The organism is Hydrogenophaga sp. (assembly GCF_019264445.1).
Taxonomy (GTDB): Bacteria; Pseudomonadota; Gammaproteobacteria; order Burkholderiales; family Burkholderiaceae_C; genus Hydrogenophaga.
This window is the reverse complement of the sequence record NZ_JAHVAB010000087.1, coordinates 13,168-39,798: the sequence shown is the minus strand read 5'-3', so window position 1 is coordinate 39,798 and position 26,631 is coordinate 13,168. Positions and strand designations below refer to the sequence as shown.

Annotated in this window: 25 protein-coding genes and 1 tRNA gene; 3 read left to right on the top strand and 23 right to left on the bottom strand. The window is 68.1% G+C overall.

Annotated elements, in window-relative coordinates:
• The coding region (locus KXJ60_RS20955) for an ATP-binding protein (protein ID WP_291132150.1) at nucleotides 1-1,217 on the top strand (1,217 nt) is incomplete at its 5' end.
• Nucleotides 1,214-1,906 (top strand): two-component system response regulator KdpE, encoded by a 693-nt coding sequence (gene kdpE, locus KXJ60_RS20950; RefSeq protein WP_291132147.1) that lies wholly within the window; start codon nucleotides 1,214-1,216, stop codon nucleotides 1,904-1,906. The genes KXJ60_RS20955 and kdpE, both read left to right, overlap by 4 nt.
• Nucleotides 1,907-1,915: 9 nt before the next feature.
• On the opposite strand, the gene KXJ60_RS20945 is transcribed toward kdpE, so the two are convergent.
• The 8 genes from KXJ60_RS20945 to KXJ60_RS20910 all read right to left on the bottom strand — a co-directional run bounded on the left by KXJ60_RS20945 (nucleotide 1,916) and on the right by KXJ60_RS20910 (nucleotide 9,566).
• Nucleotides 1,916-3,355, bottom strand: coding sequence for a UDP-glucose/GDP-mannose dehydrogenase family protein (locus KXJ60_RS20945; protein ID WP_291132145.1), 1,440 nt, complete (start codon nucleotides 3,353-3,355; stop codon nucleotides 1,916-1,918).
• A gap of 83 nt (nucleotides 3,356-3,438) precedes the next feature.
• Entirely contained in the window at nucleotides 3,439-4,236 is a 798-nt protein-coding gene (locus KXJ60_RS20940) for an ABC transporter ATP-binding protein (RefSeq protein ID WP_291132142.1), read from the bottom strand.
• Nucleotides 4,233-5,297 (bottom strand): iron ABC transporter permease, encoded by a 1,065-nt coding sequence (locus tag KXJ60_RS20935; protein ID WP_291132139.1) that lies wholly within the window; start codon nucleotides 5,295-5,297, stop codon nucleotides 4,233-4,235. The genes KXJ60_RS20940 and KXJ60_RS20935 overlap by 4 nt, the downstream gene beginning before the upstream one ends.
• Nucleotides 5,294-6,334 (bottom strand): iron ABC transporter substrate-binding protein, encoded by a 1,041-nt coding sequence (locus KXJ60_RS20930; protein ID WP_291132137.1) that lies wholly within the window; start codon nucleotides 6,332-6,334, stop codon nucleotides 5,294-5,296. Before KXJ60_RS20930 ends, KXJ60_RS20935 begins: the two co-directional genes overlap by 4 nt.
• On the bottom strand, nucleotides 6,321-7,055 hold the full coding sequence (locus tag KXJ60_RS20925; RefSeq protein ID WP_291132135.1) for a molybdate ABC transporter substrate-binding protein: 735 nt from the start codon (nucleotides 7,053-7,055) through the stop codon (nucleotides 6,321-6,323). The genes KXJ60_RS20930 and KXJ60_RS20925 overlap by 14 nt, the downstream gene beginning before the upstream one ends.
• Before the next feature lie 173 nt (nucleotides 7,056-7,228).
• A complete protein-coding gene (locus KXJ60_RS20920; protein ID WP_291132156.1) occupies nucleotides 7,229-8,011 on the bottom strand; it encodes a substrate-binding domain-containing protein in 783 nt (260 codons plus the stop codon).
• A gap of 32 nt (nucleotides 8,012-8,043) precedes the next feature.
• Nucleotides 8,044-8,814 (bottom strand): phosphate ABC transporter ATP-binding protein, encoded by a 771-nt coding sequence (locus KXJ60_RS20915; protein ID WP_291132132.1) that lies wholly within the window; start codon nucleotides 8,812-8,814, stop codon nucleotides 8,044-8,046.
• Nucleotides 8,815-8,825: 11 nt separating this feature from the next.
• A complete protein-coding gene (locus KXJ60_RS20910) occupies nucleotides 8,826-9,566 on the bottom strand; it encodes an ABC transporter permease (protein WP_291132129.1) in 741 nt (246 codons plus the stop codon).
• A 122-nt stretch (nucleotides 9,567-9,688) separates the two neighbouring features.
• Between KXJ60_RS20910 and KXJ60_RS20905 the strand changes: the two genes are divergently transcribed.
• The gene (locus KXJ60_RS20905; RefSeq protein ID WP_291132127.1) at nucleotides 9,689-10,816 is read left to right on the top strand and encodes a substrate-binding domain-containing protein; all 1,128 of its coding nucleotides are present in this window, start codon (nucleotides 9,689-9,691) and stop codon (nucleotides 10,814-10,816) included.
• A gap of 29 nt (nucleotides 10,817-10,845) precedes the next feature.
• Here KXJ60_RS20905 and KXJ60_RS20900 read toward each other — a convergent pair whose 3' ends face one another.
• The 15 genes from KXJ60_RS20900 to fdnG all read right to left on the bottom strand — a co-directional run bounded on the left by KXJ60_RS20900 (nucleotide 10,846) and on the right by fdnG (nucleotide 26,385).
• Complete coding sequence (locus tag KXJ60_RS20900) at nucleotides 10,846-11,418, bottom strand: nitroreductase (RefSeq protein WP_291132124.1); 573 nt, start codon at nucleotides 11,416-11,418, stop codon at nucleotides 10,846-10,848.
• A 12-nt stretch (nucleotides 11,419-11,430) separates the two neighbouring features.
• The gene (locus KXJ60_RS20895; RefSeq protein ID WP_291132121.1) at nucleotides 11,431-11,826 is read right to left on the bottom strand and encodes a DsrE family protein; all 396 of its coding nucleotides are present in this window, start codon (nucleotides 11,824-11,826) and stop codon (nucleotides 11,431-11,433) included.
• A 5-nt stretch (nucleotides 11,827-11,831) separates the two neighbouring features.
• Nucleotides 11,832-12,272, bottom strand: coding sequence for a glycine cleavage system protein H (locus KXJ60_RS20890; protein ID WP_291132118.1), 441 nt, complete (start codon nucleotides 12,270-12,272; stop codon nucleotides 11,832-11,834).
• Nucleotides 12,273-12,291: 19 nt separating this feature from the next.
• Nucleotides 12,292-12,384, bottom strand: a tRNA-Sec gene (locus tag KXJ60_RS20885).
• 18 nt (nucleotides 12,385-12,402) lie between these two features.
• Entirely contained in the window at nucleotides 12,403-14,325 is a 1,923-nt protein-coding gene (gene selB / locus KXJ60_RS20880; RefSeq protein ID WP_291132116.1) for a selenocysteine-specific translation elongation factor, read from the bottom strand.
• Nucleotides 14,322-15,122, bottom strand: coding sequence for a phosphonate ABC transporter, permease protein PhnE (gene phnE / locus KXJ60_RS20875; RefSeq protein WP_291132115.1), 801 nt, complete (start codon nucleotides 15,120-15,122; stop codon nucleotides 14,322-14,324). Before phnE ends, selB begins: the two co-directional genes overlap by 4 nt.
• Nucleotides 15,123-15,246: 124 nt before the next feature.
• Nucleotides 15,247-16,077, bottom strand: coding sequence for an ABC transporter permease subunit (locus tag KXJ60_RS20870; protein WP_291132114.1), 831 nt, complete (start codon nucleotides 16,075-16,077; stop codon nucleotides 15,247-15,249).
• Between the two features lie 7 nt (nucleotides 16,078-16,084).
• The gene (locus KXJ60_RS20865) at nucleotides 16,085-16,921 is read right to left on the bottom strand and encodes an ATP-binding cassette domain-containing protein (protein WP_291132153.1); all 837 of its coding nucleotides are present in this window, start codon (nucleotides 16,919-16,921) and stop codon (nucleotides 16,085-16,087) included.
• Between the two features lie 8 nt (nucleotides 16,922-16,929).
• Nucleotides 16,930-17,805 carry a putative selenate ABC transporter substrate-binding protein gene (locus KXJ60_RS20860; RefSeq protein WP_291132113.1) on the bottom strand — a complete coding sequence of 292 codons (876 nt, stop codon included), beginning with the start codon at nucleotides 17,803-17,805 and terminating at the stop codon, nucleotides 16,930-16,932.
• A gap of 35 nt (nucleotides 17,806-17,840) precedes the next feature.
• Nucleotides 17,841-19,196, bottom strand: coding sequence for an FAD/NAD(P)-binding oxidoreductase (locus KXJ60_RS20855; RefSeq protein WP_291132111.1), 1,356 nt, complete (start codon nucleotides 19,194-19,196; stop codon nucleotides 17,841-17,843).
• 37 nt (nucleotides 19,197-19,233) lie between these two features.
• On the bottom strand, nucleotides 19,234-20,688 hold the full coding sequence (gene selA / locus KXJ60_RS20850) for an L-seryl-tRNA(Sec) selenium transferase (RefSeq protein WP_291132108.1): 1,455 nt from the start codon (nucleotides 20,686-20,688) through the stop codon (nucleotides 19,234-19,236).
• Complete coding sequence (gene fdhE / locus KXJ60_RS20845) at nucleotides 20,688-21,716, bottom strand: formate dehydrogenase accessory protein FdhE (protein ID WP_291132106.1); 1,029 nt, start codon at nucleotides 21,714-21,716, stop codon at nucleotides 20,688-20,690. The genes selA and fdhE overlap by 1 nt, the downstream gene beginning before the upstream one ends.
• A 78-nt stretch (nucleotides 21,717-21,794) precedes the next feature.
• Nucleotides 21,795-22,415 carry a formate dehydrogenase subunit gamma gene (locus tag KXJ60_RS20840; RefSeq protein WP_291132105.1) on the bottom strand — a complete coding sequence of 207 codons (621 nt, stop codon included), beginning with the start codon at nucleotides 22,413-22,415 and terminating at the stop codon, nucleotides 21,795-21,797.
• Nucleotides 22,415-23,302: a formate dehydrogenase subunit beta gene (fdxH, locus tag KXJ60_RS20835; protein ID WP_291132103.1), complete on the bottom strand. Its 888-nt coding sequence runs from the start codon at nucleotides 23,300-23,302 to the stop codon at nucleotides 22,415-22,417. Before fdxH ends, KXJ60_RS20840 begins: the two co-directional genes overlap by 1 nt.
• Before the next feature lie 2 nt (nucleotides 23,303-23,304).
• Nucleotides 23,305-26,385, bottom strand: a complete 3,081-nt coding sequence (fdnG, locus tag KXJ60_RS20830; protein WP_291132101.1) for a formate dehydrogenase-N subunit alpha — start codon at nucleotides 26,383-26,385, stop codon at nucleotides 23,305-23,307.
• Between the last annotated feature and the right edge of the window lie 246 nt (nucleotides 26,386-26,631).

Sequence of the window (26,631 nt, the reverse complement as noted above, 5' to 3'; positions counted from 1 at the left end):
TGCGCCAGCAGGCCGAAGCCGCCACGCAGCGCGAGCACCGCGTGAAGAGCCTCTACGACATGTCGCGCGACCTGTCGGCCGCGCTGGTGGACACACAGGTGGCCGAGATCGGCGCGCGCTTCATCACCGGCGAATTCGGCGCACGCTCGGCGCTGCTGGTGGCCGACGAGCACCAGCAACTGCAGACCATCGAAGGCGGCAGTGCCCCGGTGGACATGGCGGTGGCGCAATGGGCCTTCGAGCGCGGCGAAGAAGCCGGGCATGGCACCCACACCCTGCCGGCCAGCACCTGCCTCGTGCTGCCCCTGAAAGCGCCCATGCGCGTGCGCGGCGTGCTGGTGATCGAGCCGCCCGGGCAGCGCGCCTGGGGCATCGAGCAGCGCCGCCTGCTGCAGACCTGCGCCTCGTTGCTGGCCATTTCGCTCGAACGCATCCACTACATCGAGGTGGCGCAAAGCAGCACGGTGCAGATCGAGTCCGAGCGGCTGCGCAACTCGCTGCTCTCGGCCATCTCGCACGACCTGCGCACGCCGCTGGCCTCGCTGGTGGGCCTGGCCGACGCGCTTGAGCTCACACCCCCCGCACTCAGCCCCGCACAGCACGACGTGGCGCTGGCCATGCGCCAGTCGGCCCAGCGCATGAACGCGCTGGTCAACAACCTGCTCGACATGGCGCGCCTGCAGGCCGGTGCGGTGCAGCTGCACCGCGCCTGGCAGCCGCTGGAAGAGGTGGTGGGCAGCGCGCTCGCGGCCTGCAGCCCGGTGCTGCAGGGGCGCGAGATCCGCGTGAGCCTGCCCGACGCCCTGCCCTTGCTGCACCTGGACACCGTGCTGTTCGAGCGGGTGCTGGTCAACCTGCTGGAGAACGCCGCCAAGTACACCCCGGCAGGCAGCGCCATTCACCTCAGCGCGCGCGAGCGCAGCGACGCCGTGAGCCTGCTCGTGGACGACCACGGCCCCGGCTTGCCCAAAGGGCACGAGGCGCGGGTGTTCGAGAAGTTCGAGCGCGGCCAGCGCGAAAGCGCCACACCCGGCGTGGGCCTGGGGCTGGCGATCTGCCGCGCCATCGTCGAGGCGCACGGTGGCACCATTGAGGGCCACACGCGCGAACACGGCGGCGCCGTGCAGGGCGCGCGCTTCGTGATCACACTGCCCCGGGGCACACCGCCCGCCGACCTCGGCGAACCCGCCGCCTCACCCGAAACCCCCACGCCATGAGCCCAGCCGGCAGCCAGATCCTGATCGTCGAAGACGAAGCCCACATCCGCCGCTTCGTGCGCCTCACGCTGGAGGCCGAGGGGCACACCGTGCACGAAGCCGATGGCTACCAGCGCGGGCTGATCGAGGCCGGCACGCGCCGCCCCGACCTCGTGGTGCTCGACCTCGGCCTGCCCGATGGCGACGGTGTGGACCTCATCCGCGAGCTGCGCCAGTGGTCACCCATGCCGGTGATCGTGTTGTCTGCCCGCAGCACCGAAGCCAGCAAGATCGCCGCACTCGATGCCGGTGCCGACGACTACCTCGTCAAGCCCTTTGGCTCGGGCGAACTCAGCGCCCGCGTGCGCGCGCAGCTGCGCCGCCACCAGCAGCAAACACCGGGCGGCGCACCGCAGATCACCTTTGGCGAGGTGCGCATCGACCTCGTGCGCCGCGTGGTCGAGCGCGCCGGCGAGGCGCTGCACCTGACACCGATCGAATACAAGCTGCTCACCCACCTGGCCTCACAACCCGACCGCGTGATCACGCACGCGCAGCTGCTGAAGGCGGTGTGGGGGCCGGGGCACTTGGAAGACTCTCACTACGTGCGCGTGCACATGGCCAACCTGCGCAAGAAGATCGAGGCGCAGCCCTCGATGCCGCGCCACCTGGTCACCGAGACCGGCATCGGCTACCGGTTCGTGGCCTGAAGCCAAGGCTCAGGTCGCCAGCAGGCTCGGCGCGCGCTCGGTCGCCGACACCACGGTGTGGGCAGGCCGCTGCGCGGCCTTGAGCTCGCCCCGCCGCCCGATGCCCTGGTACACAAAGCCCTGCGCGTCCATGAGTTCCGGGTCGTACAGGTTGCGGCCATCGAAGACCACGCGCCCGCGCATGCGGCGCTGCATGGCGGCGAAGTCCGGGTGGTGAAAGCTCTTCCACTCCGTGAGCACCAGCAGCGCGTCCGCCCCCTGGAGCGCGTCCAGGGCGGTGTCGGCAAAGCGCAGCCGGGGAACCTGGCCCACGGCGCAGCCCAGGTCGGCGCACAGCGCACGCTGCGCCTCGCTCTGCGCCACCGGGTCGTGCGCCACGATCTCGGCGCCGCGGCGCAGCAGTTCGGGAATCACCACACGGCTGGGCGCGTCGCGCATGTCGTCGGTGTTGGGCTTGAAGGCCAGGCCCCATACCGCCAGACGCAGCCCGCGCAAATCGCTCCCGAAGTGCGCGCACACGCGCTCCACCAGCACCTGCTTCTGCCGCCGGTTCACCGCCTCGGTGGCTTCCACGATCTGCATGCCCACGCCGTGCGTTGAGGCGGTGTGGATCAGGGCGCGCGTGTCTTTGGGGAAGCAGCTGCCGCCATAGCCCGTGCCCGCGTACAAAAAGCTGTGGCCGATGCGGCTGTCCGACCCGATGCCGCGGCGCACGGCGTCGATGTCGGCGCCCAGCGCGTCGGCCAGCAGCGCCATTTCGTTCATGAAAGAAATGCGCGTGGCCAGCATGGCGTTGGCGGCGTACTTGGTGAGCTCGGCGCTGGCCACGTCCATCCACAGGCTGCGCTCGTGGTGGCGGTTGAAAGGCGCATACAGGCGCGCCATGAGGCGGCGAGCGGTATCGCCCAGCTCACCCGGTGGCAGGCCGATCACGATGCGGTCGGGGCGCATGAAATCGTCCAGCGCGGCGCCTTCCTTGAGGAACTCGGGGTTGGAGACCACCGCAAAGTCCAGCGTGTGCAGCCCGCGCGCGTTCAAGGCGCTGCGCAGCACCTGCTCCACGCGCGCGCCCGTGCCCACCGGCACGGTGGATTTGTTCACCACGACCTTGAACGCGTCCATGTGCCGGCCGATCTGTTCGGCCACGCCCAGCACGTGCTGCAGGTCGGCGGAGCCGTCTTCCTGCGGGGGCGTGCCCACCGCAATGAAGACCACCTCGCCGTGCGACACGGCGTGGGCCATAGAGGTGGTGAAGTGCAGGCGGGCGGCGTGGCGGTTGCGCTGCAGCACGTCGTCCAGCCCGGGCTCGAAGATCGGCACGCCGCCGGCCTGCAGCATCGCCACGCGGCCGTGGTCGCGGTCCACACACACCACGTCGTTGCCCAGCTCGGCCAGGCAGGCCGCCGTCACCAGCCCCACATAGCCCGCACCTACCACTGCAATCTTCATGGCCGTCCTCCATTGGTTGGAGGCCATGCTGCAAGCCGCGCGTGTCGCCGCGTTGGCAGGGCGATGACAGGCGCGTGACGCGCTCAGCCGTGCAGCGGCGCGGTGTCGAATGCCGGCAGAAACACCGGCGCGCCCCCGGCGGCGTCCGCCACCTCGTGCACGCCGGCGCGGTAGAGCTCGCGCAAGCGGCCGACCTCAATCACCTGCGCCACGGCGCCGCTGTGCAGCACGCGGCCTTCGCGCATGAGCAGGGCACGGTCGGCGCAGCGCAGCGCCTGGTTGGGGTCGTGCGTGGTGAAGAGCACCGCCAGGCCTTCGTCGGCGAGCGTGCGGATGGCGCGCATCACCAGGCCCTGGTTGCCGAAGTCCAGGCTGGCGGTGGGCTCGTCCAGCAGCACCGCCTGGGGTTGCTGCGCGAGCGCACGGGCAATCAGCACCAGCTGACGCTCGCCGCCGCTGATGCGGTGCACCGAGCGCTGCGCCAGGTGGTCAATGCCCAGGCGCTGCAGCGCCTGCAGCGCAATGGCATGGTCCTTCGCGCCGGGGCGGGCGATCAGGCCGAGGTGCGCGGTGCGGCCCATCAGCACCATCTCCAGCGCGGTGAAGCCGAAGGTGCTGGCCTGCCCCTGCGGCACATAGGCCAACACGCGCGCGCGCTCCACCGTGGGCCAGGCCGACAGCGCTCGCCCCTGCAGCTGCACCGCGCCGCCCAGCGCCGGCTGCAGCCCGAGCAGCGTCTTGAGCAGCGTGGTCTTGCCGCAGCCGTTGGGGCCCAGCAGCGCCAGCACTTCGCCGGCCTGCAACGACAGCGAGAGATCGGAGCCGACCACGCGGCCGGGGTAACCCACGTTGAGCGCGGTCGCCTCCAGCATGGCGGTCATGTCCAGCCTTTCGATGCGCGCCGCAGCAGCACGATGAAGAAGGGCGAGCCGATGAGCGCGGTGAGGATGCCCAGCGGGATCTCCACCGGTGCCATGGTGCGGGCCAGGGTGTCGATGAGCAGCAGCAAGCCGCCGCCCAGCACGGCCGAGGCGGGCAGCAGCCGCACGAACGACGGCCCCACCAGAAAGCGCGCCAGGTGCGGCACCACCAGCCCCACCCAGCCCACGATGCCGGCGGCCGCCACGCTCGCCGCCGTCACCAGCGTGGCCGCGGCCACGATGAGCAGCCGCAGCCCGGTGGTGCGCGCGCCGAGCGAGCGGGCCTCTTCCTCGGGCAGCGACATCACGTCCATGCGCCAGCGCAGCAACAGCAGCACGCCCGCCCCCAGCGCCACCGGCAGGATGAGCGGGAGCACGTCGTTCGCATGCGCGGCGGCCAGGCTGCCAAGCAGCCAGAAGGTGATGGCCGGCAGCTGGTTGTAGGGGTCGGCCAGCACCTTCACCAGCCCGATGCCCGCCCCCAGCAGCGAGCCGATCACGATGCCCGCCAGCAGCAGCACCAGCACCGGGTCGCCATGGCGCACGGTCGAGCCCACGCCATACACCAGGGCCACCGCCAGCAGGCCGCCGGCAAACGCCGCCATCTGGATGCCGAAGACGCCGAACGAAAAGAAGATGCCCAGCACCGCGCCCAGCGCCGCGCCGGCCGATGCGCCCAGGATGTCGGGCGACACCAGCGGGTTGCGAAACAGCCCCTGAAACGCCGCCCCCGACACCGCCAGCGCCGCTCCCACCGCGATGGCGGCCAGCACACGCGGGCCACGCACCTGCAACACGATGGTTTGCACCTGCTCGTTGGGCGCGGGCGCGCCCTGCAGCACCGACCACGCCAGCTGCCACAGGTCGGCCAACGGGATGTCGATGCGGCCCTGCGTGAGGGCCAGCAGCAAGCCCGCCAGCAGGACGAGCCAGGCCCAGGAGACACCGCCGGGCCAGCGGTGCCGGACGGTGGGTGCCGCCCCCGGGAGGGGGTCGCGCGCAGCGCGGCGGGGCGGTGTCACGATCGGCCGGCCAGCACGCGCTGCACCTGCGCAGCGCTCAGATCGACCTGGTAGAACAGCTTGTAGAAATCGCGCGTGAGCGTGGCCAGGTCTTCGGGAAACAGCGACGGAAACACCTTGCTGCCCAGCCACCACAGGCCCGGCAGGCGGTTCACGCTGGGAGGGAAATCGATCCAGCCAAAGGGCAGCTTGGGCGAGAGGTGCACACGCCCGCTTTTCACAGCGCTCACGCCGCGCCACAGCGGGTTCGCGGCCACGGTCTGCGAAAAGGTCTGGTCGATGGTGACGATGACTTCCGGGTCCCAGGCCAGCACCTGCTCGATGGACACCGTGGCCAGCCCGCCCTGCAGGCCGGCGGCCACATGGCGGATGCCCATGGCCTCGAACATCTCGACGTTGATGGAGCCGCCCAGCCCGGTCTCCAGGCCTTCGGGGCCGCGGGCGTAGTACACGCGCGGCTGCGTGGTGGCGCGGGCCACGCGTTCGCGCACGGTGCGCAAGGTGTCCTGCGCGTAGCGCGCCAGCGTGGCGGCGCGCTCCACCCGCCCGGTGAGCTCGCCCAGCAAGGTGTAGCCGCGGGCGGTGGCTTCGAGCCGGCCGTCCAGCAGGGCGTAGGGAATGCCGGTCTGCGCCTGCACGCGGTCGGCCAGTTCCACAAAGGTCTGGCGCGTGGAGCCCGCGTCCACGATCAGGTCGGGCTTGCTGGCGAGCAGCTGTTCGAGGTTGGTGGTGTTGCCGCGCCCGGTGAGGCGGCCCACCTCGGGCCGGTTGCCCACGCCCGGCAGCAAAAACTCCAGCTCGGGCCCGCGGTTGGCTCGCGGCCAGCCCATGAGCGCATCGGGCGCGAGCGTGTAAAGCCAGATGGCCGCCGGCGGGCCGGCCGGAAAGATGCGTTGCACCTGCGCGGGCACGTTCACGCGCCGGCCTGCGCCGTCGGTCACGCTGCGCCCCTGCGCCCTGGCGGGCAGGCAGGCGCCGAGCCCCGACGCGATCAGCAGATCGCGCCGGCGCCATGCGGCGCGTTCAGGGCCGACCAAACCCGTACCGCGCGAACGCGGCCTGCGCTGGCGGTGCGAGCAGGGTCCGGGCAAACGCCTCGGCCTGCGCGGGCGCACCGCGCCGCACCGTGAGCCCGTAAGAAGCGCCCACCTGCAGCGCGGGCGGCACCTGCACCACCTTCAGCCGCGGCACCTCTTTCTGCGAGGCGACGGCATTGGTGCAGTAGGTGAGAAACACATCGGCCTGCCCCTGGTCCATCACCCACGCGTAGGTGCCCTGCCCGGCCGGCGGCTTGGGCGAGTTGGGGCCGCCGGTGAGCTGCAGCGCCTTGGCGTTGAGCGCCGCGTAGGCGCCCGGGCGCACGGCCTCGGCCTTGCGGAAGAGCTCCCACGCGTAGTCGCCCGACGGGTCGGCCTTGGGCGTGGAGGTGCCCAGTTTCACGGCGGGGTCGAGCAGGGTGGCGAGCAAGGTGTCGGGCGTGGTGTTGACGTTGGCCTGCGTGAGCGCACACAGGCTGTTGCGCACGAACACGGTGTGAGGCGCCCAGCCGCCGGCGCCGGCCAGCCGCTGCGGGTGCTGCGTGTCGGCCGAGGCAAACACCATGGCGCCCTCGCCTTTTTCAATGCGCTCGCGCAGCAAGCCCGAAGCGCCAAAGGTCAGCGCCACCGCCTGCCCGGTACCCGCCTCGTGCGCCTTCGCAATCTCGGTCAGCACCTCGCGCAAGCTGCCAGCGGCGTAGACCTGAAGAGGTTCTTTCATGGGAGCAACGGAGGGTGTGGCGCAAGCCGAAAGCAGTGTCAGACCAGCCATCACGGTGGCGTGCCAAAGTCTGAATCCAGAGGTGCCGCGGAACCGGCTCCGCCGGGCCGCAGGCACCGCCCCCTTGAGGGGGGATGCGGCTACACGCAGTGAGCAAGCAACGGGGGTGGGCATCACTTCGCCGAGTTGGGGAAGAACAGCTGCTCGCCACCGATCTTGTAGCTGGCAATCGCCGCCTGGCCGGCAGGGCCGGTCACCCAGTCCACGAACTTCTGGCCCTCAGCCGTCTTCACCTGGGGGTGCTTGGCCGCGCTCACCAGCATCACGCCGTACTGGTTGAACAGGCGCTTGTCGCCCTCCACGAGCACGGCGAGGTCGGCGCGGTTCTTGAAATTGAGCCAGGTGCCGCGGTCCGACAGCACATAGCCGCCGCTGCTGGCCGCGATGTTGAGCGCCGGGCCCATGCCGCAGCCGCATTCCTTGTAGCCGGTGCCCTTGTTGGCGTCGGTGTCGGTCATCTTCCAGAAGCGCAGCTCGGCGGCGTGCGTGCCGCTCTTGTCGCCGCGCGAGATGAATTCGTTGTTGCCTGTGGCCACCTTCTTGAGGGCGGCGACGATGTCGTTGCCTTGGGTCTTGGCGGGGTCGGCCTTGGGGCCAATCAGCACGAAGTCGTTGTACATGACCTCCTGGCGCTTGGCCGAGAAGCCATCGGCCACGAATTTCTCCTCGGCCACCTTGTCGTGCACGAACAGCACGTCGGCGTCACCGCGGCGCGCCATGTCGATGGCCTGGCCGGTGCCCAGTGCGACCACCTTCACGTCGATGCCGCTGGCCTTCTTGAACTCCGGCAGCAGGAACGAGAACAGGCCGGACTGCTCGGTGGACGTGGTGGACGCCACCACGATGCTCTGCGCAAAAGCGCCCGCGCTGGCCAGCAGGCCGGCGGTGCCGAGCACGGCGGTGAGGGTGAGTTGACGGAAGGTGGTTTTCACAGGCTTTCTCCTTGGACAAACAAATGGGCCTGCGGACACAGGGAACGCAGGAGGTCGTGGTTGAAAAAATCGTGCGTGGGCAGGTCGGCCAGCAAGCGGCCCTGCTCCAGGTAAATCACGCGGCTGGCCAGGCGCTTGACCTGGCCGAGGTTGTGGCTGCTGAACACCAGCGTGGTCGGCCGCCCGGTGGGCTGGCCTGCGGCATCGCGCTGGCCAGCGGCGGTGAATTCGGCAATGAGCGCCTCCACCTCGCGCTTGGCGTGGGGGTCCAGGCTGGCGGTGGGCTCATCAAGCAGCCACACCGCCGGGCGCAATGCCCAGGCGCGCGCCAGCGCCAGGCGCTGCTGCTGACCGCCGGAGAGCGCTCGCGCATTGCGCTCGGCGAGGTGACCCATTTCCACGCGTTCCATGGCCTTGAGCGCCAAGGCATGCGTCTGGCGCAGCGGCACGCCTTGCAGCCACAGACCGAGCTGGATGTTGCGCCGCGCGCTCATGCGCAGCATGTGCGGGCGCTGAAACAGCATGGCCACGCGCTGGTGCGCCGGCGTGTGCACTTCGCCTGCACTGGGGCGCTGCAGGCGGTGCAGCGTGCGCAGCAGCGTGCTTTTGCCGCTGCCATTGGCGCCCACCAGCGCGACGCGCTCGCCCTCCTCGATACGCAGAAACACATCGGTGAGCGCCTGCAGCCGCGCAGCAGGGCCCAGGTGCACCTGCACACCGCGCAGGTCGAAGCAGGCGGCGGGCACCACGGGGTGGTGGGTGGTCATGGGCATCCCGCTCATGCCGACACCAGGGTGGGCGCCGCTGCGCTGGCCGCGCCATCGGCCCGCTCGCGCCAGCGCCGCAGCAGCGACACCAGGGCATTGAGCAGCAGCACCACCAGCAACAGCACCACGCCCAGGCCCAGCGCCAGCGGCAGGTCGCCCTTGCTGGTTTCCAGCGCGATGGCCGTGGTCATGACACGGGTGAAGCCTTCGATGTTGCCGCCCACGATCATCACCGCGCCCACTTCAGACACGGCGCGGCCAAATGCCGTGAGCAACACGGTCAGCAGCGCGTAACGCTCGTCCCAGGCCAGCAGCAGGCTGCGAAACGTGCTGCCCGCGCCCAGCGAAGACAGCTGCTCGCCGTGGCTGCGGTCGGCGTCTTCGACCACCTGGCGGGTGAGCGCGGTCACCAGCGGGAGCACGAGCACCGTCTGCGCCAGCACCATGGCCTGAAAACTGAACAGCCAGCCCAGAAAACCCAGCGGTCCGGAGCGCGAGAGCAACAGATAAATGACCAAGCCCACCACCACCGACGGCACAGCGAGGAAGGTGTTGAGCACGGTGAGCACCGCGCCCCGGCCAGGAAAGCGGGCGGCAGCGAGCCATGCGCCCATCAAAAGCCCGAGCCCGCAGGCCAGCACACAGGCGGTGGCGCTGACCGCCAGCGAGCGCATGACCACCGTCCAAAGACCTGGGTCGCCCGAAAGAATCAGCCGCAAAGCGGTGACCAGGCTATCTGAAAAAGTGTTCATATGTTGCGACCGAGCTTACGGGGGTGCTCCGGAATTGGGAGTACGTAATGACGCGATATGAACCGATGTACATACGATGGCCGCACCGGGTTTTGCGCCCGTTTCGGGCACACTCGGCGTCCATGCGAAAGATCGAGCTCTCCTACACGCTGACCGCTTCAACGCCCGAGCGCTCGTCCCACCCCGCGCTCTTGCGCAACCCCATGATGGATGTGCTGCACGCCCTGCGCAGCAGCGGCTCCATATCGGGCGCCGCGCGCGAGCTGGGCCTGTCGTACCGCCATGTGTGGGGCCAGCTCAAGGAATGGGAAGCCGGGCTCGGGCAGCAGCTCATCTTCTGGGAGCGCGGGCAGGCCGCGCGCCTCACGCCGTTTGGCGAACGCCTGCTGATGGCCGAGCGCCTGGCCCAGGCCCGGCTGGGCCCGCAAATGGAGAGCCTGCGCGCCGAGCTGGAGCGCGCCTTTGCCATGGCCTTCGAAGAGGGCGAGCGCGACGGCCCGGGCGATGTGCTCACGCTCTACGCCAGCCACGACCACGCGCTCACCGAACTGCAGCAGCACGCCGGCATGGCCACGGCAGGCCGCAACGCCGCACCGCCCTTGCACCTGGACATCCGTTTCTGCGGCAGCGTGGACGCGATCCGGGCCTTGAACGAAGGCCGCTGCGAGCTCGCGGGGTTCCACACCCAGCCATTCGCGGCGGCGGGCAGCCTCAGCGCGCGGGCCTACCGCCCGTTGCTCAAGCCCGGACTGCACAAGATCATCGGTTTTGCGCGCCGCTCACAAGGCTTGATGGTGGCGCCAGGCAACCCGCTGCGCCTGCGCGATATCACCGACGTGTCGCGGCTGCAGGCCCGTTTCGTGAACCGCGCCATTGGCACCGGCACGCGCCTGCTGCTCGACGAGCTGCTGGCGCAGGCCACGTTGCTGCCCATGGACGTGGTCGGTTATCACAACGTGGAGAGCTCGCACGCCGCCGTGGCGCAGGCCGTGTCCAACGGCAGCGCCGACGTGGGCCTGGGCACCGAATACGCGGCGCGCACGCAAGGCCTGGACTTCGTGCCCCTGACCGAAGAGCGCTACCTGCTGGTGTGCCTGAAGAGCGCCCTGGAACAACCCGCCATGCAGCGCCTGCTGCAGCGCCTGCGCCACCGCACCTGGCAAGAACGCCTGAACGCCCTGCCCGGCTACGCCACCGACCATTGCGGCGAGGTGGCGGCCATGAAGCGGCTGCTGCCTTGGTGGGATTGAGGTAGTTAGCCCCCACGCTCCGCCGCTCGTCACCAGTCGCGGGTCACCTGGGTGGGGTCGGGTTTGTTGAATTTGGGTGAGCCGGCCTTGCGTGCGGTGCCGAGCACCACCCAGCCCACCAGTTGCTCGCCCGGTTCGCAAAACGCCGCCACCACTGGGGCGGCGCGCACCTTGGCGCCCGACAGCATCTTGCCGGCGTAGCCCAGCGCGTGCGCCGCGTTGAGCAGGTTGGTGAGCGCGCCGCCCACGGCCATCCACTGCTCGTGCACCGTGGCCTGCGGGTGACCGGTGTCGATGCGCGCGACCACCGCGAGCAGCAGGGGGGCGTCCAGCGCACGGTGGCGGTCGCGCTGCGCGTCTTCGGCGTTCTTGCCGGCCTGCAGGGCAGCCTCTTCAAACAGGTCGCCCAGGCGCTCGCGCGCCGCGCCACGGATGGCCGCAAAGCGAAACGGCACAAGGCCCGCGTGATCGGGAGCGCGCAACGCGGCTTCGGTCATGCGAAGCAGGTCGTCCATCGACGGCGCGGGCTCGCTCAGGTGCTTGGTGCCGACCGAATAGCGCTCGATCAAGCCGTGGAAGAAGTCAGAGCGGGGAGCGTCCATGTTGACGAAGTCCTAGAAAACCAGCGTGCGCCAGCGCAGGTCGGCCGCGCGCGCCATGAACTGCACGGCACCCCCATGGCCGCTGCACTCGGCGATAAGGTGATGGGGGTCAAGCCCTTGCGCATGCAGCGCGTCGGTGCAGGCGAGCAGCCGCGCGCCATGCGACACGGCCTCGCGCATGGCGTCCAGCACGGTCTTGCTGAAGTGCGCACTGGCGCGCAATTGCCCGGCCACCCCCGGCACGAGCAGGTGCACGCTGCGGGCGGTGAAGTAAATCTCCACGGGTACGTCCATGGCCCCTGCTGCGGCCGCATGAAAGAAAGGGGTTGCGAGCCGGTGCGGTGCCTCGGGTTCACTGGCCCACAGCAGGATGGCAATGCCCTCGACGGGTTGGTCAACAAAGCCCATGCGCTTCAGCCCTCGCCTTGTTCCTGGCGGTGCAGCCAGGCGTGGTGCTGCATGGCGGGCGCCACGGCATCGCCGTGCACCAGTGCCGCCAGCTCGCTCTTTGCATCGGCCACGCGCAACTGCGCGAGCCAGCCTTCGCCATACGGGTCCAGGTGCACCAGCTCAGGCTTGGTGGCCAGGCGCGGGTTGACCGCCACCACGGCGCCACTGAGCGGCGACTTCACCGACACGATGGACTTGGCCAGCTCCACCACCGCAATGGAACGCCCCTGCTCCACCGCAGAGCCGATCGTCTTGGGCCGGCACATGTAGATCTCACCGGCCAACTGGATGCCCAGCGAAGTGATGCCCACCGTGGCCAGGTCATCGCCGTCCAGGCGCGCCCACACCTGATGCTCCACGAGGTAGTGCAGGTCGTCGGGGAATGGGAGGTTCAGCGCGTTCATGGCCGCAAGGTGAAAGGGGCGGAGGAGAATGGGAGTCGAACCCACCCGGCGACGCATGGCGCCACCCACCGGGTTTGAAGCCCGGCCGACCCACCAGGGCCGTTTCCCCTCCGCAAAAAACGCTCGCCGATCATAGCGGCGCCGCGGCCACTTCGGCTTGCAAAAACAGCTGGCTGTCTGCACGCAGCCAATGCACATCGCCCACGCGGCGCAAGAGGCCGATGCGATCGAAGTGCTCCAGGATCTGGATCGCGCGTTTGCGGCCCAGGCCGGTGGCATCGCGGAAACTCGCGGCCAGCACGGCGCCCTCGTTCTGAGCCGCCACGCCCCTGGCCAGCGCAGCAAGCTGCGCCATCGTGGCCGGTGGGTAATAGAGGTCCTTCACCACCTGGTAGAGCTCGCCGCGCTGCGAGAGGCGCACCAGGGTGACGCGCACCAGGGCCTCGGGCTCGGCGATGTCGCGGGCGAGGTCGCGCACCCAGGCGCCTTCGAAGCCGGCTTTGGTCAAGGGCGATGCGACCTTCTGCGCCAGACGCTCTTCGGTGGCGGACAGGCGCACGCCGTGTTCGGGGAGATGCACGAAAGCACCGCGCACCTGCACCTGTGCCCGCGCCTGCAACCGCGCGAGCAAGGCGCGCCACAGGGGCTCGGGCAGGCGCGGCAACGACAGGCGCCGCAAGCGCGCGCTGTCGGGGCCGAGCTCTTCGGTGTGCGAGGCGTGGTAGGCCGCGAGCACCTGCACCACGCGCTCACAGGCCTGCGTGGTTTGCGCCTCGCCCAGCGCCATGTCGGTGTGCGCGTCGCTGTGGTGCAGCGCGTGGGCGGGTAACTCACCGAGCGGCGCGCCCTGCGATGCGGCGAAGCGCCGCAAGTCAATGCCCTGCGGTGCCACGGCCAGCCACGCATGCAGGCGCTGCGCCGCTGTGGGCAGCGAGAGCGCGTCGAGCTCGGCCAGGCGTTGGGGCGTGCGCCGGTAACGCACAGGGGCGCAGGGGTCGAGCACACGCCCGCCGGCCAGCGTGCGCGAGGCCGAGGCGTCGCGCAGCACCACGCGGTCGCCATGCCACACGCCCAGCGGCTTGCGCAGCACCAGTTGCACAAGCCCGCTCTGCCCGGGCTCCAGCAAGGGCGGCTCCAGCACGGCCACGGCGGCCAGCACGGTGGCTGAACCCAGGTGCACATGCACGGTGGCCCCTGAGCGCAGCGCCCGCGACTCGCCGTGCCACAGCGAGAGCTGCACGTCCAAGCGGTCGGTGGCCATGGCCATGGCGGGTTCGGTGAGCCATTGGCCGCGCTCGATCTCGTGCTTGTCCACGCCCGCCAGCGCCACCGCGCAGCGCTGGCCGGCATGGGCAGTGGTCACGGCGCGGTTCTGGGCGTGCAGGCTGCGCACGCGCGCGCGGCGTGTGCCGGGCACCAGCTGCAGCTCGTCACCCACACTCACCTGCCCCGCGTGCACCGTGCCGGTGACGACGGTGCCCACGCCATCGAGCGTGAAGGCGCGGTCGACCGCCAGGCGAAACGCGTCGCCGTCACGCGCATGCGTTCGGTGGTCCAGCGCGACGGCAAAGAGCGCGTCTTTCAGGGCTTTCATGCCTTCCCCCGATTGCGCCGACACCGGCAACACCGGTGCACCGGCCAGAGAAGAAGGCGCCAGCAGCGCACGCACGTCGCTTGCCACGGCCTGCACCTGCGCGGCGTCGGCACGGTCGCACTTGGTGATGACCACCAGCCCACGATCAATCCCCAGCAGCGACAGCACGGCCAGGTGCTCGCGCGTCTGCGGCATCACGCCGTCGTCGGCCGCCACCAGGAGCAGCGCGAAGTCGATGCCGGTGGCGCCAGCGAGCATGGTGTGCACCAGCCGCTCGTGGCCGGGCACGTCGATGAAGCCGATGCGGTGACCCTGCGGTGCATCGAGGAAGGCATAGCCCAGTTCGATCGACACGCCTCGCTGCTTTTCCTCCGGCAGTCGGTCGGTGTCGACACCGGTGAGCGCGCGCACCAGCGTGGTCTTGCCGTGATCGATGTGGCCTGCGGTGCCGATGATCATGGGTTGAGAATCCTTCTGGCCACGGTGGAGAGCAGGTCCACGAGCGCCACGAGCACGATGGTGGCGAGCAGGATGGAACCGGTCTCGCGCATGTGAAACAGGCCCATGTGGAACGACAGCATCTGCCCGAGACCACCGCCACCCACCACACCGAGCACCGCCGCCGCACGGATGTTGTTTTCCCAGCGGTACAGGGTGTACGACATCAGCTGCGGCAGGGCCAGCGGAAAGGTGGCGTAGAGAAACACGCGGCCGGCGTGCACACCCTGCACGCGCAATGCGGCGGCGGGGCCGTCGGGCGCGTTTTCGATCACCTCGGCGAACAGCCGCCCGAGCACGCCGGTGGTGTGCAGGGCCAGCGCCAGCGTGCCGGCCAGTGGGCCCAGCCCTGCCGAGATCAACAGCAGCGCGGCCCACACAAGTTCGGGAATCGAGCGCAGCACGTTGAGCAACCAGCGTGTGGGCATGCGCCAGAAGCCCGGGGCCTGCCCGGGTGTGCGGCTCGCCGGCAACGCCAGCAACAGGCCGAAAATGGCCGCCAGCAAGGTGCCCACGGCCGACATCGCCAGCGTCTCCAGTGTGGCCACGCCCAGGCGCGCGAGGAACGCGGGCTCGCGCGCCGGGTGCGTCATCTCGCCCAGGAAGCGCCCCATCCGCTGCGCCGCATCCACGGACAACAGCCGGCCCCAGTCAACGCCAATCTCCGCAAAGCTCGCCACCGCCAGCAAGGCGATACCGAGCAGCAGCGCAGGCACGCTCCAGCGGCGTGGGGGCTGCGACGGAACAACATGGTTCATCACACGCACCTCCAGAGCACGAGCCCGCTCATCAAGAACGCCGTGGATCCGGCTTTGCCGGTCCACTGGCGTTGCCCCCTTGAGGGGGTGACGGCCCGGAGGGCCGGCGCAGGGGTGGGCCGGTTCACCCGATGGCCTTTCTCAGCTGCGCGCTGACGAGATCTGCCAGCGCCACGAGCAGGATGAACGCGAACAGGATGGTGGCGACCTCGCCACCGTTGAACATCTTCATCGAGGCATCGAGCTGTTGGCCCAGACCGCCCGCACCCACGAAACCCAGCACCGCCGAAGAGCGGATCGCGCACTCCCAGCGGTACACGGTGTAGCTGGTGAGTTCGCGCGAATTGGCGGGCAGCAGCGCATACAGGAACGCCTGCAGACGGCCGCTGCCGTTGCGCAGCAGGGAGCGCGTGGGGTGCAGGTCGCCACTCTCCAGAATCTCGCCGTACACCTTGCCCAGCATGCCGGCGTAGGTGAGCGCGATGGCCAGCACACCGGCCGTGGGACCGAGGCCGACGACGCGCACGAACACCAGTGCCCACACCAGCTCGGGCACGCTGCGCAGCACCACCAGCAGCGCGCGCACGGCCTGCCGGAAAGCCCAGGCCAGCGGGTGCATGCGCCCACTGAGCGACGAGACCGACAGCGCGGCGCTGGAGAGCAGCGTGAGCGGCACGGCCAGCACCAGCGCCAGCACCATGGCGGTGGACGCGATGGCCACGGTACGCCAGGTCTCCCGGGCCACCATGGCGAGGAATTCGGCCGACATCGCAGGCGGCAGGAAGTCACCCAGGAAACGCAGGGTGATGCGCAGGTTGTCCGGCTCGAACAGCAGCCACACCTTGAACTCCACCGCCACCAGCGCGGGCGCGAGCAAGGCCAGCGCGGCCAGCATCCAGAAGACGCGGCCGCGCCAGGCGGGATCGTGGTGAATGTCCAGACGCGCGGAGGTCATGTCCACATCAGCAATGCATCACCGAAGGCGCTGTCTGCTGCTCGTCATCGGGCGCCGCAACGTCCGTTGGCGGTGCGCCCAGCAGTTCGTGTTCAAAGCTCGCGTAGAGGTGCGCGAGCCGGTCGCTGTCAACGTCTCTGGCGGGCAGGTCGAACACCAGCCGCCCTTCGCGCAGGCCGAGCACGCGCGGAAAGCTCGCCAGCGCCAGGTCGACCTGGTGCAGCGTGGCCACCAGCGTGACGCCACGCTCGCGCGCCAGCTGCGTGAGGACACGCATGGCGAGCGCGGCGCGCGTCGGGTCCAGCGCCGACAGCGGCTCGTCGATCAGCCACAGTGCCGCGGGCGACAGCAGCGCCCGCGCCAGGCCCACACGCTGGCGTTCGCCGCCCGAGAGGCGGTCGACGCGTTCCCAGAGTTTGTCGCCGAGATCGAAGCGTTCGAGCGCGGCATGCGCGTCGGCCGCGCCGCGCGGCTTGAGCAGCGAAGCCAGGCTCGCGCCCAGCCCCATGCCAGGCAGGCGTGCCGCCAGCACCGAAGTCACCACGCGCTGGCGCGGCGGCAGGGGCGGCGTCTGCGGTGCGAGGAACAGCCGCCCCCGCAGACGCCGAAGATCGCCCGCACCGAGCGACCAGGGTTCCTGTCCATCCACGCGCAGCCTGCCGCCGGCGGGCGGCAGCGCGCACGCCAGCGCGTGCAACAGCGTGGTCTTGCCCGCACCCGAGGGACCGATCACGACCACCTGCTCGCCCGGTTCGATGCGCAGATCGAAACCGGCGAGCGCGGGTGCCGCACCCTCGCTGGCGGCGGGGTGCCGCACGGCAATCTGGTCGAGCGCGAGGGACAGCCCGGCCATTACTTGATCAGGCCTGCGCTGCGTCCAGCGGCCTCCAGGCCCTTGTAGTTGTCGGCCTTGGTCGGCACGTACCGCGAGGCACGCGCCAGGCCCAGCACTTCCTTGCCTTCGGCGTCGTTGGTGTTCAGGGCCAGCAGGGCCTGCGTGACCTTCTCGCGTTGGGCGGCGGGCATGTCGGCGTGCACCGAGTAGTTGTAGTTGAAGTACGGCGGCGTGGTGTAGAACACGTCGACCTTGCTGGTGTCCACCTTGTTCTCGCTCACGAACTTGCGCCACACGGTGATGTCCAGCGCGGCAGCGTCCACGCGGCCGCTGACGACCGAAGCGATGGTCGCGTCGTGCGCACCCGAGAAGGCCACGCGCTTGAAGTCGCGCTCGGGCTCGATGCCCGCTTCGAGCAGGAAGCTGCGCGGCATCAGGTGGCCCGAGGTGCTGGAGGCCGAGCCAAAGCTCACCTGCTTGCCCTTGAGGTCGGCCAGCGTCTTGATGCCGGAATCCTTCTGCGTGATGAACACCGAACGAAACTGCGTGTCTTCTTCGCGTTGCACCAGCGGAATGATCTTGTCGCCCGACCGCAGCTTGGCTTGCACGAAAGTGAAGCCCCCGAACCACACCATGTCGACCTGCTTGTTCACCAGCGCCTCGACCGCTGCCGGGTAGTCGCTCACGGGCACAAACTCCACCTTGGTGCCCAACATGCGCTCGAGGTACTTCACCATGGGGCCAAACTTGCGAATCTGCTCGGAGGCGGCCTCTTCCGGAATGGTGGTGACCTTGAAGGTGGCTTGGGCGTGCGCCGTCACGCAGACGGACAGCGTGGCCAACGTGGTCAGCAGGAGCGCCCGACGGGCGACGCGTTGGAAGATGGAGGTCATGTCCAGGGTCCTTTCAGGGTGGGGAAAACGGGGGGTCAGGAAAACATGTCGTCGAACTTGAGACCTGCCCAGCGGAAGTTCTCCTTCACCAGATCGGCGCTGCGCTGGTTGATGTCGATCTGCGTCTGCTCAATGACACCTTTGTCGTTGACCTTGTAGTCAAACTGCACGCTGATGGCTTCACGCGGATCGCCGTTGACCATCATGTAGCAGAGGTTGTCAGGCAAGGCGGTCTTCGGGGTGCGGCCTGCTACGCGCTCGGCGATGTAGCCCGCCACGATGTGGCCATGCTTGTTCGCCACGTGTGCGCTCTTGGGATAGAACGCGAACTGGGGCGAGACAAAGCCCACGGCATCGCCAATGACGTAGACCCGTGGGTCGTCCTTGAGGTGGAGCATGAGCGGGTCCACCTCCGCCCAGCCGGTGGGCTTGCCCTGGGAGTTCAGGCCGATGGCACCCGCCTTCCATGCCAGGTCGCCCGCCTGGTGCGGCGCCATCAGCACGGCATGGTCGAACTTCATGTCGCCTGCGTCGGTCTTGATGGTCTTCTTGAACGGGTCGATTTCCTGCACATGCGCGTTGGGCACGTAGGTGATGTAGTCCTTGTAGAGCTCGTTGAACGCGGCACGAAAACCAGGGCCGATGGGGCGCACGCCGTCTTTGTGGTCCAGGATGGTGACCTTGCCCTTGATGTTGTTGTGCTTGAAGTACCAGGCCACCATGCACGCGCGCTCGTAGGGCGACGGCGGGCAACGCTGGGGCGGCGGTGGCAGCGTCATCACCCAGTCGCCGCCCTTGAAGCCATGCAGCGCCTTCTTCAGCGCGAAGTGTTCTGCGTTGCTCACGTAGGCCGCGGGAAAACGCGCGCGGGTGGCGTCTGCCACGGTGCGGTCGTTGCCGAACCAGGCTTCGTAGTTGTAGCGAATGCCGGGCGCGAGCACGAGGTAGTCGTAGTCGAGGCTGCCCAGGCTGGTGACGACGCGCTGGGCGGCGCGGTCGACTTCGAGCACTTCGCTCTGGATGAAACGGTAGCCATGCCGCTCGGACACGCGCAGGTAGTCGTGCGTGATGAAACTGGTGTCCACCATGTCGACCAGCCATTTGTTGCTGATCGGGCAAGAGAAAAACACCGGGTTGCGCTCGAGCAGGATGACTTCGGCCGAAGGCGCGAGCTGGCGCAGGTACTTGGCCGTGGTGAGGCCACCCCAGCCGCCGCCGCACACCACCACGCGGGGTGCGCGGCCCTTGGGCAGCAACATTTGCGACGGACTGCCGATGAAGAAGGGCAACGCAGGCTTGCCGGTGGTGGCGGCCGGCGTGGCACAGCCGGCCAGCACGGCGCCGGTGGCGCCCGCTGCCGCAGTGAGGAAGGTGCGTCGGTCCAGGCTCATGGTGTCTCCTCGTGTTGTTTGCAGCGGCACAACATGCTCAGCCCAGCGCCTGCCGCAGTTCCGGCAACTGGCTCACGAAAGCCGCGCCGTTCTCCAGGCAGCGCAAGTCAAGCAACAGGCGGTCGTCGGCCACACGGCCAATGACGGGCAAGGGCAGTCGGCGCAGGGCTGTGGCCAGCTCGTCCAGCGCACGGCCGGCGCCCTTCTTCTGCAACGGTGCGATGGCCAGCCCGGCCGATGGCAGCTTTTCGACCGGCAGCGAGCCCGATCCGATCTGCCCCATGAGCTCGACCACCGACACCTCGAAACGGGGTGCGACGGCAGCGGCGACGTCCGCCTGCAACTGCTGCGCCATCGCGCGGATCGCGTCGGTGGGGCGCGTGAGCAGGCGCAGCGTGGGCAGGTCTTGCGTGAGGCGCTCGGGGCGCAGGTAGAGCATCAGCGTGGCTTCGAGCGCGGCCAGAGGCAGCTTGCTCATGCGCAATGCACGCTTCATGGGGAACTTGCGGATGCGCCCCACGGCCTCCTTGCTGCCCACGATCAACCCGGCCTGCGGGCCGCCCAGCAGCTTGTCGCCACTGAAGGTGACGATGTCGCAACCCGCGGCGAGCTTCTCCTGCGGCAGTGGTTCACGTGGCAGGCCCCACTGCGCCAGGTCGACCAGCGAGCCCGAGCCCAGGTCGGTCGCCAGGGGCAGTTGGCGGGCGTGCGCAATGGGCGCGAGCTCGGCCTCGTCCACCGCCGTGGTGAAGCCCTGCACCGCGTAGTTGCTGGTGTGCACCTTCATCAGCAGCGCGGTGCGCTCGGTGATGGCGCGCTCGTAGTCGTGCGGGTGCGTGCGGTTGGTGGTGCCCACCTCCACCAGCGTGGCTCCCGCGGAACTCATCACGTCGGGCATGCGGAAGGCGCCACCAATTTCCACCAGCTCACCGCGCGAAACGATCACCTCCTTGCCGCGCGCCAGGGCCGCGATGGTGAGCAGCACGGCGGCGGCGTTGTTGTTGACGACCGTGGCCGCCTGCGCACCGGTGAGCGTGCACAGCAGCTCTTCGACGATGCTGTCGCGATCGCCCCGCCCGCCGTTCTCCAGGCTGTACTCCAGGTTGTTCGGGCTGGCCATCATGGTCAGCAGGTGCTGGAGCGCGCCGTCGGCCAGCAGCGAGCGGCCAAGGTTGGTGTGGATCACCGTGCCGGTGAGGTTGAGCACGGCGCGCATGCGCGGCGCCAGGCGCTGGTTCACGCGGTGGGCGAGCGCATCGGCCAGCGCGTCGGGCACCACGGCGTCCGCGGTGAGCGCACCGGCCAGCGCTTGCGTGCGCAGCGCGTCCAGCAGGCTGCGCGCCTCGGTGGTCACCCGCGTATGGCCGTGCGCAGCCAGCAACTGCGCCACGGCGGGCTGGCGCAACAGACGGTCCACGGCGGGCAGGTCTTTGGGGTGAACCGGGGAACTGGCCTTGGAACCGTCAACGACGGATTCGGTGGGCCGGCTCATCAGCCGCCTCCCGGCAAGGGATCAGGACCCGGTGGATCGGGTTCGCCGAACAGCAGCATGAGGTTCACGCCACCGCGCTGTTTGCCGGTCTCCGACACCAGCAGGTCCAGCGTGAGGCTGGCCAGGTCGTCGGCCACCGGGTCCACGAACGGATCGCGGTCGGTGTGCACCATCTTCAGGTAGTGGCCACAGTCGTCACAGGTTTCGGCCTGCACCGTGGCCAGCGCTGCGCGTGAAGCGCTCGCCTCCTGGTCTTCCCGGTGTTCGGCAGCGTCCAGAGAGTGGTAGGCCAGGCTCTTGGTGCTCAGGCAGTGCGGGCACTTGATGCGCACCATGTGCCATTGCATGCCGCACAGCGAACAGTGCAGGTACCGCTGGCCGAGCGACTCGCCTGCGCTGCGCGTGATGCTGGCCGTGGGCCGGCTGCCGCAGCAGGGGCAAGAGGTTTCGTCGTCGACGCGGCCAAAGGGTTGACCCTGACCCTGGTGGTGCTGCTGCACGGCCAGTACCATGTGCGTCCAGTAGACCTGAAGGGCACCGGCCACGATGGGTGCGGTGGCCAGGTCAAGGCCGGCCATCACCCCTGTGAGCAGCGCATCCGCCTGGCGCTCCACGAACACCTCGTCGGCTTCGGCCAACCGAAGCAGCGCACCCTGCGCGCCCTCGGGAGCCGTGGCCTGCAGATCGGCCACCATGGCCCTGAGCACACCGTGCCAGGCGGCGTCGCGGGGCCAGTCGGCTGCGGGCAGCGGCGGCAGGCCGCGCCGCGCGGCTTCGTCGATGGCACGGCCATCGGGCAGGGTCACGCCGGTGAGGACCTTGAGCTGCGCCTGCTGCGCCCGAGCGAGGTCGGCCATGAACGACAGGAAGTCACCCATGGCGTGGCCACGGGACAGCTGGCGCAGGCGCATCTCGCGCTCCGCGAAGAACGTCGCACGCACAGGTCCATGCAGGAACGGGGTTTCCCCAGCGGCCCTCGCGGCAATCTCTTCCGGCGACATCACGCGCACCGTCGCACTTGCAACCATCTGTCTCGCTCCAATCAAACTTTCACATCAGCGACGGCCGTGCATCACCCGCGCGGCCAAAGCAGCGCGGGTGGAGCATCACTTGCGCGTCACTTCGTCGTACCACAGCGGGTGGTTCATCCGGGCCCAGCTCTCGGTCACCGTGCCGCGCGTCATGGCGCGCACCGTGCCCTTGACCCAGATCGCGGCGTACACGTGCATGATCACGGCGGCAATCAGCAGCACGGCCGACACGGAGTGCAGCAGCACCGCCACGCGCAACACGTTGATGGGGAAGAACGGTGCGAACCAAGGACGCCAGAACATGATCCCCGTGACGACCAGCACCAGCAGGCTCACCGCCATGATCCAGAAGACCATCTTCTGTCCATAGTTGTATTTGCCCACGGGCGGCATGCCCGCCTTGTCCCCCTGCAGCATGCGGCCTGCGTGCTTGCGCCACTCGCGGTCGGCGTCATTGACCACGTTGTCGCGCCAGAGCTTGAAGAACAGCACCATGAAACCCAGCACCATCAACACGCCCATGAACGGGTGCAGGATGCGGGCCCACGAGCCGCCACCAAACAGATGGCTGAAGAAGAACAGGCTGGGGTGGAAGAAGGCCAGGCCCGAGAGCCCGGCCAGCACGAACATGAGCGCAATGAACCAGTGGTTCATGCGGTCGCCGTCCTTGTAGCGTTGAAGCATGCGCGTGGCCATCACACACTCTCCTTCTCATCGGACTTGTCTGCCTGTTTCTCTTCGATCGGACCGACCTTCATGTAATGGAAGAAGCCAGCCACCACCGCGCCGAGCATGGCTGCGACCGCAAGTGGCTTGGCGACCCCCTTCCACAGCGACACCATCGGGCTGATGGAAGGATCGCGCGGCAGGTCTTCCAGCTCGGGCCGGTCGGCATGCTTCATCACGTACATGACGTGCGTGCCACCCACCCCTTGCGGGTTGTACAGACCGGCGTTCTGGAAGCCGCGCTCCTTGAGCTCGCCCGCGCGCTTCTCGCCGTAGCTGACCATGTCGTCCTTGGTGCCAAAGCTGATGGCACCCGTCGGGCAGGTCTTCACGCAAGCTGGCTCCAGGCCCACGCCCACCCGGTCCGAACACAAGGTGCACTTGTACGCCTTGTTGTCCTTCTGGCTGATGCGCGGCACATCGAACGGGCAGCCCTTGACGCAGTAGCCGCAACCAATGCAGTTCTCGCTGATGAAGTCGACGATGCCGTTGCTGTACTTGACGATGGCACCCGGCGAAGGACAGGCCTTGAGGCAGCCCGGGTCTTCGCAGTGCATGCAGCCGTCCTTGCGGATGAGCCATTCGAGGCTGCCCTCGGTGGGCTCGACCTCGAAGAACTTCATCACCGTCCAGCTCGTGGGCGTGAGGTCACTGGGGTTGTCGTAGACACCGATGTTGGTGCCCACCTCATCCCGCAGGTCGTTCCAGTTCATGCAAGCCACCTGGCAGGCTTTGCAGCCGATGCACTTGGACTCGTCAATGAGCTTGGCCAGCGAAGGTGCGCTGGTGCGCACCTGCGGCGTGGGGGTGGTGGTCGCCGAGCGAGCCACCACGTCGAGTGATTGGAGGCTTGACATGGTTAGACCTTTTCGATGTTGACGAGGAACGCCTTGAACTCCGGTGTCTGCGAATTCGCATCACCGACGAAGGGGGTGAGCGCATTGGCGAGGTAGCCGTTCTGCGTCACGCCCTTGAAGCCCCAATGGATCGGAATGCCCACGTGGTGGACCTTCTTGCCATCAACGTCCAGCGCCTTGATTCGCTTGGTCACCACACACGCTGCGATCACTTCGCCACGGTTGCTGCGCACCTTGACCATGTCGCCCTGCTTGATGCCCTTGTCTTTCGCCAGCTCTTCGCCGATCTCCACGAACGGCGCGGGCTGCACGATGGCATTGCTGCGCGAGTGCTTGGTCCAGTAGTGCAAGTGCTCGGTGAGCCGGTAGGTGGTGGCCGCGTACGGAAACTCCTCTTTCTTGCCGAACGCTTCCAGGTCACCCTTGAACACGCGGGCGGCCGGGTTGCTGACCGCCTTGGGGTTCGCCGGGCACATGAGGTTCACGCCCAGCGGCGTCTCGAACGGCTCGTAGTGCTCGGGGAACGGACCTTCAGCCATACCGATGGCATGCAGCCGCGCGACCCCTTCAGGATTCATGATGAAGGAGCCCACGCCCTCTTCAGGCGCCGCATTGGGGCGCATGTCGGGCACGTCCGCTCCGCCCCATGATGTGCCGTTCCAGCGCAGGTAGGAACGCGTCGCATCCCAGGGCTTGCCTGCCGTATCGGCCGATGCGCGGTTGTAAAGGATGCGCCGGTTGGCCGGCCACGCAAAGCCCCAGTTGGGGAACACGCCCAGCCCGCTGGGGTCGGACGTGTCGCGTCGCGCGGTCATGTTGCCCGCCTGCGTGAAGCAACCGGCGTAGATCCAGTTGCCACATGCGGTGGACCCGTCGGCCTGCAGCAAGGCGAAGTTGGGCATCTGCTCGCCCGCTTTCACCAGAACGGCCTGCGGCGCGGTCGGGTTCTTCGGGTCGGGCGGCGCCAGCACGTCCTTGAGTGCACGGCCGTTGATCTCGCGCAGCACCTCGGTGGGCGAAGGCACATTGGCGTTGATGTAAGGCCAGCTCAGCGCAGCCACCGGCTCGGGCAGCGTGCCACCGTCCTTGGCGTACATCGCACGCAGCTTCACGAACAGGCGCGCCATGATCTCCGAGTCGGGCTTGGCCTCTCCCGGGGGATCCACCGCCTTCTCCTTCCAGGCAATCACCCGGCTGGAGTTGGTGAAGGTGCCGGTCTCTTCGGCGAAGCAGCTGGTCGGGAAGCGGAACACCTCGGTCTGGATCGCCTTCGGGTCCACGTCGTTCAGCGGCCCGAAGTTTTTCCAGAACTCGCTCGTCTCCGTCTCCAGCGGGTCCATCACGACCAGGTACTTCAGCTTGGCCAGCGCCTGCGACAGCTTCTTCTTGTTGGGCACCGCGGCAATCGGGTTGAAGCCCTGAACGAGGAATCCGTTCATCTTGCCTTGATGCATCAGCTCGAACATGTGCAGGATGTCGTAGCCACCGTCGCGTTTCGGAATCCAGTCGTAACCGAAATCGTTCTCCGCCGTGGCGGCATCACCGTAGTAAGCCTTCATCAGGCTGGTGTGCCATTTCGGGAAGTTCTGCGGGAACGCCATCTGGTTCGGACGCAACGGCTTGGGCGTGCGCCGGGCCAGGTAGTCCGTCCGGTTCGTGTCGGCGTCCGAAGGCGCGCTCATGTAGCCCGACAACACCTCGGAATAGGCGTTCATGTCGGTGATGCCCTGCACGTTGGCGTGTCCGCGCAGCGCGTTCACACCACCACCCGGCCGACCCATGTTGCCCAGCAGCAGCTGGATCATGGCCATGGTGCGGATGTTCTGCGAGCCCACGCTGTGTTGTGTCCAGCCCAACGCATAGCAGATCGTCATCACCTTGTCCGGCCCCGCCGTGCCCGCCAGCATTTCACAGACCTTGAGGAACTGCGCCTGCGGCGTGCCGGTGATCTTGCTGACCAGTTCCGGCGTGTAACGGCTGTAGTGCTTCTTCATCTGCTGGTGCACGCACAGCGGATCCTGCATCGTGTCGTCCACCTTGACGAAGCCGTCCTCGCCGATCTGGTAGCCCCAGGTCGACTTGTCGTAGCTCCGCTTGGCCTCGTTGTAGCCAGTGAAGTAGCCGTTGTCGTAACCGAACCCCGGTTTGGTGAGGAAGGTCGCGTCGGTGTTGAACTTGACGTATTCGTGGTGAATCTTGTCGTTGCTCAACAGGTAGTTGATGACGCCGCCCAGGAAGGCGATGTCGGTACCCACCCGGATGGGCGCGTAGTAGTCGGCCACCGCAGCGCTGCGCGTGAACCGGGGATCCACCACGATCAGCTTCGCCTTGCGGTGCTGCTGAGCTTCAGTGACCCACTTGAAGCCGCAGGGGTGGGCTTCGGCGGCATTGCCGCCCATGATCAGGACGAGATCGGTATTCTTGATATCGGTCCAAGAATTCGTCATCGCTCCGCGACCGAAAGTCGGGCCCAGACTGGACACCGTCGGCGCGTGTCAGATACGTGCTTGCGTATCCAGGGTCACTATCCCCAGACCGCGAGCGATCTTGACGCTCAGATAACCCGATTCGTTGGATGAAGCAGAGGAGATCAGGAAACCGGTGGAATTCCAGCGGTTGACGGTCGTACCTGCCGCGTTGGTCTTGATGAAGTTCGCGTCGCGGTCGGCCTTCATGTGCTTGGCCACCCGGGTCAGCGCCTCCTCCCAGGAGATGCGCTTCCACTCACTGGCACCGGCCTCGCGCACTTGCGGGTACAGGACACGGTTGGGCGACTGGATCATGTCCATGACGCCGGCGCCCTTCGGGCACAGCGTGCCGCGGTTCACTGGGTTGTCCGGGTCACCCTCGACGTGAATGATGGTGGACTTGACGTTCTTCGCCTTGTCACCCAGCGTGTAGATCACCAACCCGCAACTGACCGAGCAGTAGGGGCAGGTGCTTCGGGTTTCGGTGGTGCGGGCCAGTTTGAAGCTGCGCGTCTCCGCAAGCGCGGCGGTGGGCGAAAAGCCCAGTGCCACGAGGCTGGATCCGACCAGCCCTGCTCCACTGACCCGGAAGAAATGCCTCCGGTTCATGTCCATGTCACTCACTCCTGCGGGCGTGGGGGCCCGTCATTGAAATCGCCTGCTACCCGGCAGAGCGAAATCAGTTTGCATGAGGGATGGCGCATTGCCGTGATCGCAACTACCTATGAAAAGTGTTGCAAACGTCGAAGCGGCACGGGTGCGCGTGATGCCCTGGACACGCTGTCCATCAGCGCGACAATTTGTCGTCGAAGCCCGACCCCGCATCCGTGCAACGACCCTGCTCAGCACGTGGGATTCATT